We start from the raw sequence: 16,812 nt of genomic DNA, 5'->3' as shown, positions 1-16,812 counted from the left end.
GCCAGGGCTTGATCAGACAGGTTCGATTACCCCAAATGACGTCGGGTCTGGAGCCGATGGCGCGATCATAGTCTGGCATGGTGTCCCTTTTTGCCAAGAGTGCAGCGTTCACTGTCCGAAAGGATAGTCGGTTCTGCTGTCTTCCGGCCGTTTGTGGGTAAAGTGCGCGAGCTTTAGTCCTGATCATTAAATGCAGCGAGACAATCCCTGGACCTGGCAATTCAAACATTTGCGCTGGTTTCTCACTCAACACCTGAAAGACCAGTCCGACGCCACCCGATATTACGATCGACGCACGGTTATAGAAGGATCTGGATTGGCTGAGTTTTAACCCTGACATTCAGAGGTAACAGCCAACCAATCTCACTAGTGCGCCATTAGCGGCCTTAGTGTGGACATTCCCTGGCAAAATAGATGTCGGCGCGCAGTTGTTCGAGCGTGACCGTCACCGAGTCGAGTTAACCGAGGAGGGAGTGCTGTTTCTTCCTGAGGCGCTGGCGACCCTGCGCCAAGCTGGGCGCGCCCTTGAGGTGTTGCAGCAAGCGGCGGCCGGAGAGGTTGGGATATTGCGTCTGGCATTTGTGTCTTCGACGTTGTCGCACTTATTGCCGCTGCTCGTGCGTACGCTGGAGCAGCGCTACCCGCGTATCGAACTGGAGCTCAAGGACATGCCTTCGCTACCGCAGGCTCGGGCCTTGCTGGACAATGCCTTGGATTTTGGCTTGGTACGCCTGCCGTTGAATGTGTCTGGCGTGCACACACGCATGCTCTTCGAAGAATCATTGGTGGTCGCGCTGCCGCAAGAACATCCGTTGTGCACCCAACGTCGTATAAAGCCTCAGGACTTGGCCGGGTGTCCGGTACTGGTGCTCGCGCGTAAGTTCGCTCCCGGCTTGTATGACCAAATGCTGGCAGGTTTTCACAGACGCAAAGTTACCCTGACCATTGCACGGGAAATGGGCGAGTTCACGACCCAGTTGGCGTTGGTGGCCGCCGGTCTAGGCATAGGCATCTTGCCAAGCGGCGCCGCATCGGCACTGCCAGCCGGTGTCGTGACTCGACCACTGACTCTGCCCATGAGTGGAGCTGGTATCGGTGTGGCTTGGCTCGGCCTGGAAAACCCACGCAAGCGGGCGCTGATGATGGTGCTAGACGAACTTTATCCCGCGTCGAATCCTGAGCTAACTTAGGGGCTGTAGGGAGAAACCTCGACTCACCAGATCAAATACCTGGAAAGAGAGCCTAAGATTGCTGATTCTCACCACCGGCCGCAATTAGCAAAAAGTGTCGTTTGCTAGCTTGAAGCATCGCCGTCCAGCACTACCAGAATTCAGATAAAGCTGTTCATCGTGCCACCTAGTGCGTGGTTTAGGCGGATGAGCTTAGAAGTGGTGGGCGCGGGTCAGGCGAGCTTGATGGCTCCGCCTTGGATATCGTCCCGCGCTGTTCGCAAGTCATTGGCATCTTGGTTGAGCCGATGAATCAGGTTGAGCAATCGTTGCCGCAACACCTCATCTTGGAGCTGCTCGGCAGCACGCATCACATCAAGCGCCGCTGCCTCATTGTTGGTGGCTACGGAGTCGAGCAGTTTGCGCATGCTTCTTGATGGCCGATTCATCTCCAACCCTCCTAGGTTTCGGTGTCGCGAATCATATGGCCGGAATGTTTCGTTAGTGTTTCAGTTGCACTAAATGGTTTTGAGTCACCGGTTCGGGCTGATTTGACGCAGCTGGAGGGGCGCCCAATGAGGGGCGATTACGCTTGTAGCGCCGATCCGTGATGAATCTAAAGCGCTACCATCAAGCCGGGCCTTGCCCGAATGAGCGATTACAACAATCAACATCAGGTGCTACCGCTGAGTGAGGTACGTGACGAAGCTACAGTTGCAGTATTGACAATACTCTGCGCCTTTTACCGGAAACTATTGATGGCCTGAGTAAGGCTATCGGAGCCTGTCACATCGGCGTGCCCATTTCGCCATTCGGCCGCCAGTACGACCTGCAACCGTTCGATGACGAGACCCAGACCTGGCTCGCACTTGTAGCTGAACTGGGTCAGCGCGAACTGGCCTACGTCCATCTGAGCGATCAGCACACGATAGGCGCCGATTGTGAGACTGACTTCTTTGTCAATTTCCGCAAAGCCTACCCGGGGACGCTGATCCTTTCGTAAATGTTAGACAGGTGTGCCAGGCTGAATGTCATGCGCCTTCTGAACGAGCTCAGCGCGCTTACCTATTCCTTCACCGCTCTTGCGAGTCCAAGCGGAGTCCATTTGCTTGCGTTGCTGGTCAATGATTTCCTTCGGCTCAACATTCCGGTAAGTGTCGACGGCGCCGGTAACAACACCGATGGTCGTTTCGAATACCGGTTCCGGATCGTACTGCTCATGCGGAAAGGACAGTTTGCTGTAGTCGAAGAGACGCTTGGAAGGATCGTCCTGCCAGGTTTTCCAAGTCTCAAACATACGATCATTGAACCCGGTCAGGAATGGCCCAGGGTTCACTGTTGCCACCTCGATACCAAACTCTCTGAGCTCAAGGCTCATCGCTTCTGCAATAGCCTCCACTGCGTGCTTGGAAGACGAATAGGCGCCAGCGAAGGGGTCGGCTGTTAGGCCTGCGACTGAGGACATAAAGACAATCTTGCCCTTTTTCTTCAAGACCATTTTCTTGGCAATCAATTGAGTCAGCATCAGCGGGCCGACCACATTGACCTCGTACTGACGACGCAAATTTTCGGCAGGAATATCAACAGTCGATCCGCCTTCTGAGATGCCTGCATTGTTTAGCAGCACGTCCACATCCCACTCAGCAGCTTTTAGCCGGTCACCTTCGTGTGTGACATCGAGCTTCTCGACACGAAGACTAACCCCACGACGCTTCGCTTCTTGTTCGAGTGAATGCACCTGCGCCACTACCTCGACTCCGGCGATGACATCCAGCCCTCTCTTAGCGAGTCTGAGGGATACTTCATAGCCAAACCCTGTACCTGCTCCCGTAACGAGCACTGTCATGATTTTCTCCTAGATGGTGATATTTAAAAGGAGGCCGAACGAGGGGCGCGTTTCGTCAGCACATGACTTATCTGTCTGCAATAAAGGAACACGCGTTCAACAAATCCAATCACTCCCGGACGAGCGGTTATGGAGTATGTCTTACCAAAAAATTTTGAATCATTCGTCAATATTACCCTCTCTCTTTCATTCTCGGAGAAATTGAGGGGAGTCGTTTTGAGCTACCTGGATTGGGTTCAATGGCCTGCGATGCTGGTGACGGTGCTTGCAGCGTGGCTTATCGGGTCTCAACGACCAACAAGGCGGATGACAGGATTCGTATGCTTTAGCCTGAGCAATATATTGTGGGTGACTTGGGGGGTGTACGTAGAAGCCTATGCTCTCATCGTCTTGCAGATTTGCCTTTTCCTGATGAACCTTCGCGGGTTCAAAAAGAACCTCGACGTACACTAGGTTTACCCGTAAACATCAGGCGCTTTCGGGAACTAATCCGTACCTCAGGCGCGATGTATCTGGAAGCTCGGTAGCCATTGAGATTCTTCTTGAAGCCACAGGCGTTCATGCCCCGAAGTACGCATTCGAGCAAAATCAATGCCTATGCGTTCGCATGAAGTCGACAGATCACCCTCAAAGCATTACTCGCGATGAAGCCCCAGAAAGCGATCATCCGCCGACGTAGCTGTTGAGAACCAATGAACCAGGCTGAAATCACTGTCACGATCATTGCGTGCCATTGCCAGATCAATGTATTCCAAGCCCACTCGCTCGGCAGTAAAGCGCTTGATCACAATGCAGCACCTAGAGACGTCAGATAGCATTAAAGGCTTGGCCCGACTGGTCGCACGACCGCATTCATGTCGTTCAAGTATTAAAACCAGGTTTCCATTTGTATCCCGTATTGCCACACACCTCCGGCGTTGAAGTCCGACTTGCCGAAGTTGTCTGTGGAACTGTATCGGTCCAGATCCGAAGACCAGTTCATGAGGCTGGCGAACACTCGCAATTCGGGACGTGTGAGAAGGTCTCCAACGTCAGGTTTGAATGTTGGAGCGATCGTGAATTTCCAGAAGTTACCGTCGACCGCATTGCGCTGCAGGTAGCCCTTGGGGTCGAGATCCATGGTTTGCCAGCTCATTTCGTAGGCCATCTCGAAATTGCTGTTGATTGCATTGGCCAAACGCATGTTCAGGGTCATCCAGCGGTAATTGTCCCCCTTGACGTATCTATCCTTGCTTTGTTCGGCCAACAAGCTGGGGCCGATGCGCCAACCAGGCGCAATGGGAGTCTCGCCGTAAAGTGCCAGACGCAGAGCGCGGGCATCGTCAATCAGCTCACCATCCGAGCCGACGTTCTTGACCTCTGCCCCCAGACCTTGCCCATAGAGCAGCGCCGTTTTGAAGAAGCCTTCCCGGCCGAAGAAGTTTTTCTGGTGATTGGCCAACATGCTGTGCAAGCCGGAATCCGCAGGCGTCAGGCCCGCTTCATTGCTGCGAGTGCCGAAGTCGTTTTTCTTTGAACCAATGGCGTTGAACATCCACTGCCACTGACCACCGTCGAAGAACTGGTTGGAGGTCAGGATGTAGCTTTCCACATCGGCGTTGATACCGCCTTCACTGAAATCCCCGTAATTACGCCCGATCAAGGAGTAATTCGAGCGCCAATTCTTGTTCATCTGCACATCGTAGATACCACCTCCGGTGCCGGCCAGATAGACCACGTCGGAGTCCAGCCAGTGGATATCGAAATTGTCTCTATCGAATCGCTTGCCCGCCCACAAAGTGGCGTTCTCGAACACTGAATTACCCTTGAATGCAGCGAGATGATCGAGTTCGGTAAAGACCTGACGCACGTTCAGGTTGCTCTCGTCGGCCGTCCAGTCATTGGAGCTTTCCACACCATCGGCGATGGACACCGTGAATTTGGAACGGGTGCCATTCTGCGCATAGGTTTCTTTCGACAGGTCTATGCGCATGTAGGTGTCGTCTTCGTTGCCGAGTCGCCCGACGGCACCACCGACTGAACCAGCAGGGGTTGTATATGGGCCGCCACGACCACCACCCAGCCCATCGTTGATCAGCAATCCGGAACGGGCATAACCCTTGAAGCTGAAGCCGTCCGTGAGGTGGCCGCTGCTGCCCTGCTTTTCCATGCTTTGCTGACGGGCTTCGAGTTTTGCCAGTCGGGTGTCCAGCGTGGGCGCCGCAACAGTTGTCGCCGTGGTTGCTGTCGGCTGCAAGGCGGGAGTGGTGAGTTTGATCTGCTGCAATTCCCTGGCGAGCGCCTGGGTTTGCTGTTCGGCTGCGGCCGCACGCTTTTCCGCTGCGCTGGCGCGAGCTTCAAACGCGGCCATGCGTTCTTCCAGAGTCGCGGCCTGAGAGATTGCCGCGGAGGTGCCGAGCACGCCTGCGAGGAGCCAGCCTGATGCTTTCTGCATGTGGATTTCCCTGTTTTGTTTTTATTGTTTTGTTCCCGCGACCGGCCATTTTCGTCAGTTGTGAATTGTCGCAATCGACGAAAAAAAGGATGCCTCATCGCAAATACGCTGCTACATTTGGCGATGTTAACGTTAACTTCTCTAAAAACAAAAATAAAGGGGGCTCTATGAAACAGCTGAAATCTCTCCTTCCAGCAGCACTGTTCATCCTCTGTGCCGGGCTTCCATCCCTCTCGAGCGCAGCCAATTTGACGATCTCGTGCGGTGCGGTGGGTGCGGAGTTACAACTCTGCAAGGAGGCTGTCGAGGCGTGGTCGAAACAGACCGGTAACAACGTCGAGGTGGTTTCCACGCCTAACTCGGCGACTGAGCGGTTGTCGTTCTACCAACAGATCCTCAGTGCGCAGTCCGCCGACATCGACATCATTCAAATCGATATGGTGTGGCCGGGAATGCTGGCCAAACATCTGTTGGATCTGCGCGAGGTGCTTCCCGCCAACGCGACCCAAGGCTATTTCCAGGCACAGGTGGATAACGCCACGGTGAACGGACGTCTGGTGACGATGCCGTGGTTCACCGACTCGGGCCTGCTGTATTACCGCAAGGATTTGCTCGAGAAGTACAACCAGCAGGTTCCCCAGACTTGGGAGGAAATGACCGCTACCGCCAGGAGTATTCAGCAGGCCGAGCGCACTGCCGGGAACCCCAATGCGTGGGGTTACATCTTTCAGGGACGCGCCTACGAGGGGCTGACGTGCAATGCGCTGGAATGGATCAGCAGCCAACCGGAAGGCGGACTGGTCAATCCACGAGGAGATATCGTGGTCAACAGTCAGGCCTCAAGAACTGCTTTGGCCCTGGCGAAAAGCTGGGTAGGAGACATCTCCCCGCGTGGTGTACTCAATTACACCGAGGAAGAAGGGCGAGGGGTATTCCAATCGGGAAATGCACTGTTTATGCGTAACTGGCCTTACGTCTGGGCCTTGGTGCAAAGCCAGGACAGTGCCGTAAAAGACAAGGTAGGGGTTGCTCCCCTGCCCCGTGGCGGCAAGACCGGCAGCCATGCATCCACTCTCGGAGGCTGGGGTCTGGCGGTATCGCGCTACAGCGCCCATCCAAAACTTGCCGCAGAGCTGGTGAACTATCTGACCAGTGCCCAAGAGCAAAAACATCGTGCCCTGATTGGCGCCTATAACCCGGTTATCGAGTCGCTCTATCAAGATCCCGAACTGCTCGCGGCAATGCCTTATTACAGTCAGCTGCACAGCATTCTCAACGATGGGGTCATGCGCCCCGCCTCTATCACTGCCGATCGCTATCCACGGGTCTCCAATGCGTTCTTCGATCGAGTGCATGGCGTGCTGGCGGGCGAGTTGCCTGTCGATCAGGCGCTGGCCGAACTGGAAAGCGAACTCACGCGCATCAAACGCCGGAACTGGTAAGCCACAAGGAAGGAAATCACCATGTCTGTCTCTTCTACCTATGCCCCCTGTGACGAGCTCCTGCTCACCAGGGAAACGCCCGTACAACGACGCCGAGTACGCGCTGCCTGGCTGTTTCTGACGCCGATGTTGCTGTGTCTGGCCCTGGTGGCAGCCTGGCCGCTACTGCGCACATTCTGGTTCAGCCTGACCGACGCCAACCTGGCGGACACCGGTGGCGGATCCTTCGTCGGCTTGAGCAATTATCTGTTCCACAACGGTTCCACCTGGTCGGGCATACTGGTCGATCCTCAATGGTGGAACGCGGTGCGCAACACCTTGCATTTCACCGTGGTATCGGTGGGACTGGAAGTCGTACTGGGACTGCTGGTGGCGTTGCTGCTGAACATCAAGTTCACCGGCCGTTCTCTGGTGCGTGCGTTGATACTGATTCCGTGGGCGATTCCGACCATTGTCTCGGCGAAGATCTGGTCATGGATGCTCAACGACCAGTTCGGCATCATCAATCACATGATGCTGAGCCTCGGCCTGATTGACGCCCCCCTGGCCTGGACGGCAGATGCGGATCTGTCGATGTGGGCGGTGATCATCGTCGACGTCTGGAAGACCGTCCCTTTTGTCACGCTACTGATGCTGGCGGCCTTGCAGATGTTGCCTAGCGATTGCTATGAAGCGGCCAGGGTCGATGGCATTCATCCGCTGAAAGTGTTCTGGCGTGTCACGCTTCCCCTGCTGATGCCCGCACTGCTGGTGGCGGCGATCTTCCGCATCCTCGACTCCCTGCGGGTATTCGACGTGATCTATGTGCTGACCTCGAACTCATCGAGCACCATGAGCATGTCGGTCTATGCCCGCCAGCACCTGGTGGAGTTCCAGGATGTTGGCTATGGCAGCGCGGCCTCGACTCTGTTGTTTCTGGTCGTTGCGGTCATCGCCATGCTTTATCTCTACCTCGGACGCCGTCAACTGGAGGTTCGGTCATGAGCCAGCGCCTACTGAAAAAAGCGCTGTGGCGCCTCGGGTTCTGGTGTCTGATCGGGGTGTTGCTGCTGTATGCAGTCTTCCCTTTCTATTACGCCATCGTGACTTCGCTAAAGCCGTCCAGTGCCTTGTTCGAGGTGAGCTACTGGATTGAAAACCCCGACTTCTCCAATTACGCGGCGGTACTCCACCAAGCCTCATTCCTGCGGGCTATCGGTAACTCGCTGGTGGTTGCACTGTGCGTGGTGACGCTGGCGCTGTTTCTCAGCCTGACCGCCGCCTATGCCTTGGGAAGAGTGAAATTCCGTGGACGTGGCACGGTGTTGATGATGGTTCTCGGCGTGTCGATGTTTCCCCAAGTCGCTGTACTGTCGGGGCTGTTCGAAGTGATCCGCGCCCTGGGTCTGTACAACACGTCCTTGGCGTTGATCCTGAGCTACACGATTTTCACCCTGCCCTTCACCGTCTGGGTGCTGACCACGTTCATGGGGCAACTGCCCCATGAACTGGAGGAAGCAGCAATTATGGATGGCGCTTCGCCCTGGGTCACGCTGACCCGCGTGTTGTTGCCGCTGCTCTGGCCTGCACTGGTCACCACTGGCTTATTGGCCTTTATCGCAGCGTGGAACGAGTTCCTGTTTGCCCTGACCTTCACCCTCACCGACACACAACGCACGGTGCCGGTCGCCATCGCCTTGATTTCCGGCGGCAGCCCTCATGAGTTGCCTTGGGGGTTGTTGATGGCCGCCTCGGTGGTGGTCACCGTCCCACTGGTGATTCTGGTGCTGATTTTCCAGCGCCGCATCGTTTCCGGTCTCACTGCCGGCGCGTTAAAGGGTTGATGCCCAACAAAGACAAGGAACAGCATCGTGATCAAATTGAAACTGGACAACGTGAACAAACAATTGGGCGGCGCTCGGATTCTACGCGACGTCAACCTGGAGATCGCGGCGGGTGAATTCGTGGTGTTCGTTGGCCCTTCGGGCTGCGGAAAATCGACCCTGCTGCGACTGATCGCCGGACTGGATTCGATCTGCGGCGGCGACCTGCTGATCGACGGGCGACGGGTCAACGATCTGGAACCACGCGAGCGTGGCGTCGGCATGGTGTTTCAGTCTTATGCGCTGTACCCGCACATGAGCGTCTACGACAACATCGGCTTTGGTCTCAAACTGGCCAAGACCGAAAAGAGCAGCCTGCGCGAGCGGGTGCTGAAAACGGCGCAGATCCTGCAATTGGACAAACTGCTGCAACGCAAGCCAAAGGAACTGTCCGGTGGGCAGCGTCAGCGTGTGGCCATGGGCAGAGCCATGGCGCGGGAACCGGACATTTTGTTGTTCGATGAGCCGCTTTCCAACCTGGATGCGTCCTTGCGGGTGCAGATGCGCAACGAAATTGCCCGACTGCATGATCGACTGGGCTCGACCATGATCTACGTCACCCACGATCAGGTTGAAGCGATGACCCTGGCCGACAAAATTGTCGTGCTCAACGGCGGGCGCGTAGAACAGGTCGGCTCACCGCGTGAACTCTATGAGCGCCCGGCCAGTCGCTTTGTCGCCGGTTTTCTCGGTTCGCCCAGAATGAATTTTCTGCCGGCGCGCCTGCAGACGCCAGGCGAAACCAGTCTGGTCGATACCCTCGTATGGGGTATCACGCCCCTGCCCTTCGACAGCTCGAACCTGGCGACGGGCACGCAGCTGAGCCTGGGGATTCGCCCGGAGCATGTGTCGCTCAAGGCGGCGGATAAAGCCGCTGGCGTCGTCGTTACCGCGGTCGAATACCTGGGCAGCGAAACCTATGTGCACCTCGAGACAGGTCAAGACGAGCCACTGATCTGTCGTTGCGAAGTCAGCGCCGGATGGCAAGCAGGCGATCGGGTTGAGCTGCAGCTGGACATCGACAACCTGCACCTGTTCGACGCCGACGGCGCGGCCTTGAGGCGCCACCCACAAGCCATTGAAACCCTTCCGGATGGCGTCTCTCTGCGCTCGGCACGAGCAAGCGCCCTATGACTGTGTATTTGAATCCTATGAACGACCCAATGTCTTGCGCCCTTGACCTTGCGCAGCATGCGCTGAGTGATGGTCTGTCTCGCGTTATCGACGATTATCGGCCCGGTTATCATCTTGCCCCTCCGGCGGGCTGGATGAACGACCCTAACGGGGTGGTGTACTTTCGTGGCGAATATCACGTTTTCTATCAACACTACCCCTTCGAAGCGAAATGGGGGCCGATGTATTGGGGGCATGCCAAGAGTGCCGATCTGGTCCATTGGCAGCATCTGCCCATTGCACTGGCGCCCGGCGATGACTTCGACCGTGACGGTTGTTTTTCCGGTAGCGCGGTGGTGCGCGGAGATACCTTGGCACTGATCTACACCGGACACACCTGGCTGGGGGAAGTGGGTGATGAACGCTTGATCCGTCAAGTCCAGTGCCTGGCCACCAGCATTGATGGCATCCGGTTCGTCAAGCACGGCGCAGTCATCGAGACCGCGCCGCAAGACACGATCATGCACTTTCGTGACCCCAAGGTATGGAAGGAGGATGACTATTGGTACCTCATTGCCGGCGCACGTCTGGGCGATCTGCCGCTGCTCCCGCTGTACCGTTCCACGGATTTGCACGCCTGGGAGTTCCTCGACTATGTGTCCAGCGGCAGCGCGGGCGATGGCTATATGTGGGAGTGCCCGGATCTGTTCCGACTGAACGGACGCGATGTGCTGCTCTACTCCCCCCAGGGCATGCACCCCGAGGGTTACGAACGGCTCAACAAGTACCAGACCGGTTATCGAGTGGGCCGACTCGACAGCGAGTGGCACTTCACCGGCGGGCCTTTTATCGAGCTGGATAACGGCCACGATTTCTATGCCGCGCAAACGCTCCTGGCCGCCGATGGTCGGCGCCTTGTGTGGGCGTGGCTCGACATGTGGGAAAGCCCGATGCCGAGCCAGGCCCATCACTGGTGTGGCATGCTCGGTTTGCCGCGCGAGCTTGAACTGCACGCCGATCGCCTTTGCGTATATCCGGCACGGGAGCTCACTGCTCTGCGCATGGCGCCATTGCCGAGCACGCCTTGGTGGGATGAATCGGGAACCCGGTGTGTGTCGGAAGTGAATGGCGACATGCTCGAAATCCATGTGCATCTGGATGTGCTCGGCTGTACCGACGGCCACTTGGGAATCGCCTTGCGCTGCAGCGTCGATGGCCAGGAAGAAACGCTGCTCTACTACGATGCGTCACTGCAGCGCCTGGTGCTTGACCGCAGCCGCTCGGGTGCGCAAGTCACCGGTCAACGCAGCGTGTCGATAGACCCGACACAAGAGCGACTGGAACTGCGGGTGTTCCTCGATCGCTCGTCCATCGAGGTATTCGACGAAAACGGGCGATTCAGCCTCAGCAGTCGCCTCTACCCCCAGCCTGGCAGTCTGGGTGTGAAGCTCATTGCGAGCGGGAGTGGCGGGCGTGTCGCCATTCCCAGAGCGTGGCCTCTCGCCTCGGGATGGCTATGAGCAGCGTCATTCGAGTCGCGAGAAGCCCGGGCCATGTGTCATGATTCTGCGTCAACCTGACCGGCCTCGCCTCGCATGACTTCAGTGAAAGACGTTGCACAGCTGGCCGGCGTGTCCCTGATGACGGTTTCTCGAGCGCTCAATAATCCGGAAAAACTGAGTCCCGAAACCCTTCTGCGGGTGCGTCGCGCCATTGATGAACTGCAATTCGTACCGAGCCTGTCGGCGCGCAAGATGCGCGGCGACAACCTCCAGAGCCGAACCATCGGTGTGTTCGCGCTGGACACCGCGACCACACCGTTCGCGGTCGAGTTGCTACTGTCCATCGAACAGACCGCGCAGCAAGCAGGCTGGAATGTATTTATTCTCAATCTGCTAAGCAACCCGCCCACCGATCAGAATATCGACCTGATGCTATCGCACCGTCCCGACGGGTTGATCTTCAGCGCCATGGGGTTTCGCCACGTGAACATTCCCGAGCGCTTGAAGAGCAAACCCCTGGTGCTCGCCAATTGCCTGGCAGATGACAGTCGCCTGGTGAGTTATGTGCCAGACGACGAAACGGGGCAGTATCGAGCGGTACATCATGCGTTGAGTCAGGGCTATCGGCGCCCTCTTTGCGTCAATCTGCCAAAACAGAGTCTGGCCTGGGGCCTGCGGCAAAAAGGCCTGCAGCGTGCGTGTCAGGCATTCGGACTGGCGCCTGACGCGCTCCTGCAATACAACCTTTCCGATCATGATGCCTATCGTGAAACCGCAGGCATCCTCGACCGGCATATCATTGATGGTCGTCCCCAGTTCGACATTCTGATCTGTGGCAACGACCGCATCGCGTTTTGTGCTTATCAGCTGTTGTTGGGCCGAGGTCTGAAAATTCCCGACGATGTCGCCGTGCTCGGCTACGACAATATGATCGGTATCGCTGAGCTGTTCATCCCGCCGTTGACGACGGTGCAACTGCCGTACTACGAGATCGGTCGTAAGGCTGCCCAGCACCTGATCGAGACGATTGAGGCATCGGGAACCCAGCCAGTTGATTGTCCATTGGTGGTCAGGGCATCACTATAAGAATTAGTTAATTTGGTGATAGCACACCCACTGGCTTTCGATATGCCACCAGCTTGTCACGTCAGGGTTGTTAGGCGGGCAGCGTCGATGGCTTGGTGCGTTTTTCTGCTCGGGCGAAACCGTAGCTATAGTCCGATGGTAGAAAATCGGCATGAGCTGTCACAGCAAAGCCTATTGAATCAGGCAATTACAACGCTGCAAATCCCCACCTGCTCAATTCTGCCTTTGGACTTGTGGATTTCGACGGCGCGTACATCTTGGCGGCGGTATTTGCCGGCCAACAATCGATCTTAGAGGATCGGCCAATACTATTTCACCTACCCCTCACGTGGCTTCATTCCATTTGCTGTATTTGGCGCTGCCGTTAAAAGCGCGCCTCGAAGGCATCGACACATCCGTCTATGGCCTTGCCGAGAGTCACCACACTGGTTGAGTCAAATTGCGCCCAGCCGTGGTTGGGCGCCTCTCCACAATGCCCCGGATGCAGCCTACCCGTAGAGATTGATGGCTGGCAGCTCACACTCTTCAATGACTGTGACACCCTAGACTACTGCGAGTACTGCAGGTCGCCTGATGGCAGAGTCGGGACACTTGAATTCTGCCAGAGTGCCGGAGCCGATCCTGTTGATCTGATGAGTGCCTAGGAGCGTGGACAGCTCGAACGCTGCTGGCTGCCCAAGGAGCCTGAAAGCAAAGCCACGCACAATTTGATCTTTTTTCCAGCCATCAAGTCAGCATTCATCTTGCCGATACAGCACGCAATTCAGTGAATAAGGGTTGCGTGTGGAAACTTTTCGAAAATCGTTACTGGTCGCCGCTAGATGGGTTGCATAACCGGGAGATGCTTTTCCAGTACGAGCGTGCTGGGCGTGCTCGCCGTTCTAGCGACAACAATGCCGGCGTACGCGGCCTTTCTTTCCCTTCAGGCTACCCAAAGCGCTACCAGCGTGGCCGAAGCCTCCCAGGCATTTGCCCAGAAAATCTACAGTGATCAGATCCCGATGGCGCGCCCATCCATATCTATTCTTTCCGGAGAAACATCAGTCTCTGAAGAGCTAGATAACTCGTACTCAAGTCGAACAACAAAAAAATACACGGCATCTCTCATTTTGAAGAACTCTGGACTACGTGACACACAAAGAGCCTGGATCGCGTTGTCTAGTGCAGGCTCTGAGGTTTCAGCCAGCCCCCCTTCGTGTAGTTTGCTCAGATGTGCTCGACAACGTCAGGGTGAACTGCCTAACCGCGACAGAGACGCCTTTTTTCAGACTAGCGGCAATGAACCTGAATGATTTCATCGATGCTAGCATCGACGTAATTGGAGAAATTCATCGACAGATCAAAAAGATCGAATAACCTTGCCAATCTGGACGCAGCCCTGATACGGATGGGCCAGTAAGTATCCAGTAAGAGGAAAGATTCGAAGATAGAAGAGCTGGTATTAACGCAGCCAGCAGTCCCTCGCCGCATCGAAATGGCAAGGTCACGATTATTTTGACTATTAAGTGACGCTAACCAAATTGAATCTCACCTACGCCTACCATCTGATGATGAAAATAGGCTTCAACGCGGAAGACGACGTCCTTGGGGACTATAAAATCGATGAGCATTATTTCGCATTGAGTAACGTGACAATGACAAATCTCTCCGATGTATTAAAAGGCACCCAAGACCTAGATCGCTCTACGAAAAATATCGCAGTGTTCGGCTATCCAAGAAACTGGTCAGAAATCACTCCTTCGATCCTGCTAACGATCTATATCTACGGCTATCTCGCATCAAGGTCGGCGCAGCGAACTTCGCCTACGGGGCATCGAAGGACTTTATAGATCTCAGAAATCACCTGCATCGTTGCGTCTTCGACCGTTCCTTCATTGCGGCATAAAACCCAGCCGTGATCGGCAATCGCTCGCTCGAACGCCTGGGTACAAGCGACATGTTCTTCCAGCTTATGGATCACAGTACTGCTCAGCCCACGCCGTCGTGCCGCTGCTCTCGCCCATGAAATATCAGGGTCGGTGACAACCCCGACATGCAGGTCTGGCACCTGCACGTTTCGATCAATGTTCAACTGTAGAATCTCTGCAAACGGGACTATCTGGCGAAACGCGGCATCAGACGGGTACCAGCGGTCAATCAGGATGATGCTGCCTGGTGGCTGTTTAGCCAGCACGTGCTGGGAAATCCAAGAACGGCTATCAGCAAAGCGCTCACAAACCCCCAACTCCAAATCCCGGGTGGGATTTCTGACGAGCTTGTTAACGAGGGCCATTGTTTCACCCCTATAGGGATCGCTTTTTTTCTCGCAAAGTCGGATCACCTTTTTGTTGTCGGCCCTCAGTACTTTCGTAACGGCCTCCAACAGTGTGGTTTTACCGGTTCCCTTGGGCCCATCTAGAGAAACAAACAGCGGACGATTCATTCTTCACATAACGATTGATATACGGTTTTTTTTGCCCGGTTCGTTCGCTGGAACCGCTTGGCGCGACTACGCGAATCGAGTGGAGGGCCCTTATGAACAGACATTGATGAGCACTCTAACTTAGTTTCTGGCTAACGGAGCTCAAAATCCAGAGCTACAGCCGCTTATGAACATCGGTCATCGCCCAAATGATGTGTCTGAGTGGAACTTCCTATGCTTGAGGTTATAGTCCCCTTCAGTAAATGATCTGGGTGAAGCCAATATGAAAACGGTTACGGCCTGTTTCACCTGTCTACTCGCTGCCAGCCTGTGCACGGCGACGAGCACTTGTGCCAATGCCGCAGACCCTCCCGCCATCCTCAAAACCAGCTTCGACTGCACCAAGGCAAAGGCAACCGTCGAAAAGCTGATCTGCCGCGATCCTCAACTGATGCAGATGGACGTCGAGCTGACGCGTCTTTATCGCCTGGCGCTCACGGATGAACGTTCAGTACCGCCTCCTGACAAAATCATGATCGATCAGCAGTTCTGGGCTGATGCCCGCAATCAGTGCGTCTCCGATCCGGAGCCCAAGGTGTGCACGATCCGCAGTTATGCCGAGCGTGCGCATCAGCTACGCCTAGGCTCGGCCATTGTGCGAACCAAGGATCCAGACCGACTCACCGACGGTCCCCTGGCTATTCGCTGCACCGGGTTTAACACGCCAGTCGCCGCCACCTTTTTCAGTTCGAAACCTGCAGTCGTGTACCTGAAATGGGCGAACACCTCGATCACCCTGAGCCAGGTGCAGAGTGATTCCGGAACCCGATATGCGGGCAAGGATCGCCAGGGGAATTACAGCTTCTGGCAAGACGGCAACGCGGTCCGCTTCCAGAAGCCAGGCTCAGCTGAAATGAGTTGTACTGCCGAGCCGGTGGATTGACTTAACCCAGGCAAATGTCGCCATCGAGCGTAAAAGCATCGCGAAGATAGTCGGTAAACGCCCTCACCCGCGCCGATTGCCGGCGATCAGGGGGAAACACGGCATGGATGGGCAGTGACGTCGGTGTGTACCCCTCAAGCAACGCCAGCACGCGCCCGGCCTGTAGGTCCTCGCGAAACAACCATGAGGGAGAAAGTGACAGGCCTAAACCACTCAGGACCATTTGCCGAATCGCTTCGCTGTTATTGCTGCGGACATTGCCCTTGACCTGCACGCCGCGCCATTGCCCGCCGTGCTCGAAGCGCCAGCTGTCGAAATGTTCCAATTGATTGAAGACGAGGCAATTGTGATTGCTCAGATCATCGAGTGTCGCAGGCATACCGTGCTGTTCGAGATAACCGGGCGCAGCGAAAACCCGACGTCTCGTCAGGCCTATTGGCCTGGCGACCAGACTACTGTCCTTTAACTCACCGATTCGCACGGCGACATCGATTCCCTCGCTGATCAGGTCGACGTTCTCGTCGCTCAATTGCAAGTCGATCGTCACGTCGGGGTGTTGTTGAAGAAAGCCGTGCAGCCGAGGCGCAATCTGTATCCGCCCGAAACTGCCTGAAGAGGCAATGCGCAATGGCCCGGCAACCTGCTCCTGACCGGTCTGAAAACTGTGTTCGGCATTGTCCACGGCAGTCAGAATTTGCCGACATTGTTCGTAATAGCGCTGACCTTCGTCCGTCAGGCTAAGGTTGCGCGTACTGCGGGCAAACAGTCGGCCACCCAGCCTTTTTTCCAGGGCACCAATCTGCTTGCTGATGGTTGGCTGGCTGAGTCCGATCTCTCGGGCAACGGCCGAGAAGCTGCCCCGCTCCACCACCCGCATAAAAACCGCCATCGCGTCTAACGTATCCATCACTGCCTACTTAGTGATCATTTGGAATGAATACTATAGGCATTTACGCTCTTATCGGAATCTGTCGACTGCCTGAAACTGCGCCCATCACCCCCAAAACAGTTCAA

General features: G+C 55.8%; 17 protein-coding genes. 11 read left to right on the top strand and 6 right to left on the bottom strand.

What is annotated here, in order from left to right:
- The first annotated feature begins 428 nt into the window (after nt 1-428).
- Nucleotides 429-1,190, top strand: coding sequence for a LysR family substrate-binding domain-containing protein (locus tag ACA071_RS15670; protein WP_497645189.1), 762 nt, complete (start codon nt 429-431; stop codon nt 1,188-1,190).
- Nucleotides 1,191-1,402: 212 nt separating this feature from the next.
- On the opposite strand, the gene ACA071_RS15665 is transcribed toward ACA071_RS15670, so the two are convergent.
- Nucleotides 1,403-1,618 carry a hypothetical protein gene (locus ACA071_RS15665; RefSeq protein WP_497645188.1) on the bottom strand — a complete coding sequence of 72 codons (216 nt, stop codon included), beginning with the start codon at nt 1,616-1,618 and terminating at the stop codon, nt 1,403-1,405.
- A 347-nt stretch (nt 1,619-1,965) separates the two neighbouring features.
- Here ACA071_RS15665 and ACA071_RS15660 point away from each other — a divergent pair, with 347 nt between their 5' ends.
- Nucleotides 1,966-2,172, top strand: a complete 207-nt coding sequence (locus ACA071_RS15660) for a hypothetical protein (protein ID WP_497645187.1) — start codon at nt 1,966-1,968, stop codon at nt 2,170-2,172.
- A gap of 3 nt (nt 2,173-2,175) precedes the next feature.
- Here ACA071_RS15660 and ACA071_RS15655 read toward each other — a convergent pair whose 3' ends face one another.
- The gene (locus ACA071_RS15655; RefSeq protein ID WP_497645186.1) at nt 2,176-3,015 is read right to left on the bottom strand and encodes an SDR family oxidoreductase; all 840 of its coding nucleotides are present in this window, start codon (nt 3,013-3,015) and stop codon (nt 2,176-2,178) included.
- Between the two features lie 216 nt (nt 3,016-3,231).
- On the opposite strand from ACA071_RS15655, the gene ACA071_RS15650 reads away from it, so the two are divergent.
- Nucleotides 3,232-3,468 carry a hypothetical protein gene (locus ACA071_RS15650; protein WP_497645316.1) on the top strand — a complete coding sequence of 79 codons (237 nt, stop codon included), beginning with the start codon at nt 3,232-3,234 and terminating at the stop codon, nt 3,466-3,468.
- Nucleotides 3,469-3,650: 182 nt separating this feature from the next.
- Here ACA071_RS15650 and ACA071_RS15645 read toward each other — a convergent pair whose 3' ends face one another.
- Nucleotides 3,651-3,803 carry a hypothetical protein gene (locus tag ACA071_RS15645; RefSeq protein WP_497645185.1) on the bottom strand — a complete coding sequence of 51 codons (153 nt, stop codon included), beginning with the start codon at nt 3,801-3,803 and terminating at the stop codon, nt 3,651-3,653.
- 80 nt (nt 3,804-3,883) lie between these two features.
- Complete coding sequence (locus tag ACA071_RS15640) at nt 3,884-5,449, bottom strand: carbohydrate porin (RefSeq protein ID WP_497645184.1); 1,566 nt, start codon at nt 5,447-5,449, stop codon at nt 3,884-3,886.
- A gap of 167 nt (nt 5,450-5,616) precedes the next feature.
- Between ACA071_RS15640 and ACA071_RS15635 the strand changes: the two genes are divergently transcribed.
- From ACA071_RS15635 to ACA071_RS15605, 7 genes are all read left to right on the top strand, one after another.
- Nucleotides 5,617-6,891, top strand: a complete 1,275-nt coding sequence (locus ACA071_RS15635; RefSeq protein ID WP_497645315.1) for an ABC transporter substrate-binding protein — start codon at nt 5,617-5,619, stop codon at nt 6,889-6,891.
- Between the two features lie 21 nt (nt 6,892-6,912).
- On the top strand, nt 6,913-7,875 hold the full coding sequence (locus tag ACA071_RS15630; RefSeq protein ID WP_497645183.1) for a carbohydrate ABC transporter permease: 963 nt from the start codon (nt 6,913-6,915) through the stop codon (nt 7,873-7,875).
- Nucleotides 7,872-8,714: a carbohydrate ABC transporter permease gene (locus tag ACA071_RS15625; RefSeq protein ID WP_497645182.1), complete on the top strand. Its 843-nt coding sequence runs from the start codon at nt 7,872-7,874 to the stop codon at nt 8,712-8,714. The genes ACA071_RS15630 and ACA071_RS15625 overlap by 4 nt, the downstream gene beginning before the upstream one ends.
- Before the next feature lie 27 nt (nt 8,715-8,741).
- Nucleotides 8,742-9,887, top strand: coding sequence for an ABC transporter ATP-binding protein (locus ACA071_RS15620; RefSeq protein WP_497645181.1), 1,146 nt, complete (start codon nt 8,742-8,744; stop codon nt 9,885-9,887).
- Nucleotides 9,884-11,386: a glycoside hydrolase family 32 protein gene (locus tag ACA071_RS15615; RefSeq protein WP_497645180.1), complete on the top strand. Its 1,503-nt coding sequence runs from the start codon at nt 9,884-9,886 to the stop codon at nt 11,384-11,386. The genes ACA071_RS15620 and ACA071_RS15615 overlap by 4 nt, the downstream gene beginning before the upstream one ends.
- Nucleotides 11,387-11,461: 75 nt before the next feature.
- Nucleotides 11,462-12,454, top strand: a complete 993-nt coding sequence (locus ACA071_RS15610) for a LacI family DNA-binding transcriptional regulator (protein ID WP_497645179.1) — start codon at nt 11,462-11,464, stop codon at nt 12,452-12,454.
- Nucleotides 12,455-12,855: 401 nt separating this feature from the next.
- Entirely contained in the window at nt 12,856-13,098 is a 243-nt protein-coding gene (locus ACA071_RS15605; protein ID WP_497645178.1) for a DUF7693 family protein, read from the top strand.
- Nucleotides 13,099-14,222: 1,124 nt separating this feature from the next.
- On the opposite strand, the gene ACA071_RS15600 is transcribed toward ACA071_RS15605, so the two are convergent.
- The gene (locus ACA071_RS15600) at nt 14,223-14,876 is read right to left on the bottom strand and encodes a dTMP kinase (protein WP_497645177.1); all 654 of its coding nucleotides are present in this window, start codon (nt 14,874-14,876) and stop codon (nt 14,223-14,225) included.
- A gap of 262 nt (nt 14,877-15,138) precedes the next feature.
- Here ACA071_RS15600 and ACA071_RS15595 point away from each other — a divergent pair, with 262 nt between their 5' ends.
- Nucleotides 15,139-15,798: an MliC family protein gene (locus ACA071_RS15595; protein WP_497645176.1), complete on the top strand. Its 660-nt coding sequence runs from the start codon at nt 15,139-15,141 to the stop codon at nt 15,796-15,798.
- A gap of 1 nt (nt 15,799) precedes the next feature.
- Here ACA071_RS15595 and ACA071_RS15590 read toward each other — a convergent pair whose 3' ends face one another.
- Nucleotides 15,800-16,705 (bottom strand): LysR family transcriptional regulator, encoded by a 906-nt coding sequence (locus ACA071_RS15590; RefSeq protein WP_497645175.1) that lies wholly within the window; start codon nt 16,703-16,705, stop codon nt 15,800-15,802.
- Between the last annotated feature and the right edge of the window lie 107 nt (nt 16,706-16,812).

It is taken from the genome of Pseudomonas sp. LBUM1646, from assembly GCF_059716165.1.
Note: the sequence above shows the minus strand (reverse complement) of the source record. Positions and strands in the feature narration are given on the sequence as shown.

Coding starts and splice junctions, on each gene's coding strand:
- ACA071_RS15625 (WP_497645182.1), top strand. CDS start 7,872: ATGAGCCAGCGCCTACTGAAAAAAGCGCTGTGGCGCCTCGGGTTCTGG.
- ACA071_RS15655 (WP_497645186.1), bottom strand. CDS start 3,015: ATGACAGTGCTCGTTACGGGAGCAGGTACAGGGTTTGGCTATGAAGTA.
- ACA071_RS15635 (WP_497645315.1), top strand. CDS start 5,617: ATGAAACAGCTGAAATCTCTCCTTCCAGCAGCACTGTTCATCCTCTGT.
- ACA071_RS15605 (WP_497645178.1), top strand. CDS start 12,856: ATGGCCTTGCCGAGAGTCACCACACTGGTTGAGTCAAATTGCGCCCAG.
- ACA071_RS15600 (WP_497645177.1), bottom strand. CDS start 14,876: ATGAATCGTCCGCTGTTTGTTTCTCTAGATGGGCCCAAGGGAACCGGT.
- ACA071_RS15640 (WP_497645184.1), bottom strand. CDS start 5,449: ATGCAGAAAGCATCAGGCTGGCTCCTCGCAGGCGTGCTCGGCACCTCC.
- ACA071_RS15665 (WP_497645188.1), bottom strand. CDS start 1,618: ATGAATCGGCCATCAAGAAGCATGCGCAAACTGCTCGACTCCGTAGCC.
- ACA071_RS15630 (WP_497645183.1), top strand. CDS start 6,913: ATGTCTGTCTCTTCTACCTATGCCCCCTGTGACGAGCTCCTGCTCACC.
- ACA071_RS15615 (WP_497645180.1), top strand. CDS start 9,884: ATGACTGTGTATTTGAATCCTATGAACGACCCAATGTCTTGCGCCCTT.
- ACA071_RS15595 (WP_497645176.1), top strand. CDS start 15,139: ATGAAAACGGTTACGGCCTGTTTCACCTGTCTACTCGCTGCCAGCCTG.
- ACA071_RS15590 (WP_497645175.1), bottom strand. CDS start 16,705: ATGGATACGTTAGACGCGATGGCGGTTTTTATGCGGGTGGTGGAGCGG.
- ACA071_RS15610 (WP_497645179.1), top strand. CDS start 11,462: ATGACTTCAGTGAAAGACGTTGCACAGCTGGCCGGCGTGTCCCTGATG.